Genomic DNA, 2,188 nt, shown 5'->3' on the forward strand with positions numbered 1-2,188 from the left:
GGTTAACACAAATATTCTGAATTTTCAATAATACTAATTTATGTAAAAGTAATTTTCAGAAAACTATTTTGTTCTGCGTAGGATTTAGTCCCCTACTATGCTAATATAGGGATTAAGGTACATAGGAGGTTTAATATGGAAGCCATAAAAAAAGGAACAACCATCCAATCATTACAAATAGGTATGGGCATTATTGATATCATCGCCAAACAAGGCAGGCCATTAAGATTTTCAGATATTCAAGACTTAACACAGATTACAAAGAGTAATCTTTATAAATACTTAAATACTTTTACACAATTAGGTCTTCTGTATCGACACATGGAAACAGGAGAATATGTATTGGGAAGCAAGTTGATTGAATATGGAATGGCCGCTGTCGATCAAGAAAATGTTATCGACCGGATCTCACCTTTTCTGCATGAAATTAACGAAAAAAGTTCGAGTACTGTACTATTTTCCAGTTGGACCGATAATGGTCCAATGATTGTTAGAGATTTGAACAACAATCGAGGGTTTAATATTGGCGCTCAAATAGGAACCTTACTTCCTATTCGTTCAGCAACAGGTAAAGTGTTTATGGCCTTCATGGATGAGCATATGATTCGTGAATGGAAGGTGAAAGAATTTATGCAAATTCCTCCAGAAAAGGTTAGTCAACTTGAGGATGAATGCGGACTCATACGTGAGAAAGAAATTGCCTTTGCAAGGGAACCGCTGGTATCCTCTGTGTCATCTGTTTCCATCCCAGTTTTAAACTATCAGAAAAAACTGCTTGGAGCCGTAACAGTAGTAGGCTTTTCTGAGTTTATCCCACAAAATGAAAATAATGAACTTTCCCATTATTTAATAGGAATCAGCAAAGAAATTTCTGCTAGTTTCGGGTATATGTCAGACGTGGAATAGGAACTAGGATGTCTCAGTAAAAAGAGGATTAAGATTGATGATAGAGATTACCCGGTTCGATTATATAAAAAATGTCCTTCATCATGCCGATGAAGGACTTCTTTAACAAATCGGTTAAGCTTATTTCATCATTTGTTTCACCAATTCCCTATTTCGCTTTTTAAAAAGATCATTGTGAGAAGAAACCATCCCGATTTTACTTGCGTCAGGCTGAATAAATTGTTTCGCTTTGTTTACCGCGTTTGCTGCATCCTGGAAGGCACCTGTTATTAAATTTACCTTTCCGTCATACATAAGGATATCACCAGCAGCAAACAGTCCTTCTACTGATGATTCACTCACAGAATTACCTGCAATATAATAATTGTCTGCTATTTTAATATTTAAACTACTGTTTTCAAGTAATGTGGCGTCTTGTTCATACCCATGATTAATTATCACTTCATCAATTGGCAAATGAGAAACCTCTCCTGAATCATGATTTGTCAGTTCCACCATTTCAATACATTCATGATTGCTGCTGGCAATCAGTTTGGTAATAGAGGTGTGAAATAAACAAACCGCAGAACTCTTCATTAACTGCGTTGCTTGCGCCTCGTGGCCTTTTAATGCTTCTTTTCGATAGGTCACATAAACTTTTTTGGCAATCGACTCTAACTCATTCGCCCAATCAATGGCTGTATTTCCACCACCTGAAATGATGACAGTCTTATCTTTGAAATGTTTTAATGACTTGACTGTGTAATTTAAATTAGATACCTCAAATCTTTCAGCCCCTTCAATGTCCAGCTTTTGAGGATTCAAAATTCCGCTGCCAATTGCAACTATGACTGTTTTCGAAAAATGCTTCTGGCCGGAAGCTGCTTGTAATTCAAAAATTCCTTCTTCATTACGAGTAATTGACTCAACCTTTTCGTTTAATACTACAGTTGGATTAAACGTTAATCCCTGTGCAACCAATTGCTCTATTAATTTAGCCCCAGGAATAGGCGTTTGCCCGCCAACATCCCAGATCATTTTCTCTGGATAAACATGAATTTTCCCACCTAATTGAGGCTGGAATTCTATTAGCTTTGTCTTCATTTCTCTTAGCCCGCTATAAAAAGTCGAATAAAGCCCTGCTGGTCCCCCGCCTATTACGGTCACATCAAATAATTCATGCTGCTCCATAAATGACCACTCCCTGCCAAAAAATCTTTAAAAAACAGATCCAATTTAAATAAATGCACTTCACTAATTGATAAATATTATCACTTAGCCCTATTTTAATTGAAAATGATTA

At 36.5% G+C, this 2,188-nt stretch carries 2 protein-coding genes; one reads left to right on the forward strand and one right to left on the reverse strand.

The genetic code is table 11. The features are described from left to right. Positions 1-135: 135 nt before the first annotated feature. Positions 136-906 carry an IclR family transcriptional regulator gene (locus V7659_RS30685; RefSeq protein WP_335543784.1) on the forward strand — a complete coding sequence of 257 codons (771 nt, stop codon included), beginning with the start codon at positions 136-138 and terminating at the stop codon, positions 904-906. Between the two features lie 120 nt (positions 907-1,026). On the opposite strand, the gene V7659_RS30690 is transcribed toward V7659_RS30685, so the two are convergent. Further along, positions 1,027-2,076: an NAD(P)/FAD-dependent oxidoreductase gene (locus V7659_RS30690; protein ID WP_335543785.1), complete on the reverse strand. Its 1,050-nt coding sequence runs from the start codon at positions 2,074-2,076 to the stop codon at positions 1,027-1,029. Positions 2,077-2,188: the final 112 nt, after the last annotated feature.

The organism is Neobacillus drentensis (genome assembly GCF_036966985.1).
GTDB lineage: Bacteria > Bacillota > Bacilli > Bacillales > Cytobacillaceae > Neobacillus > Neobacillus drentensis_E.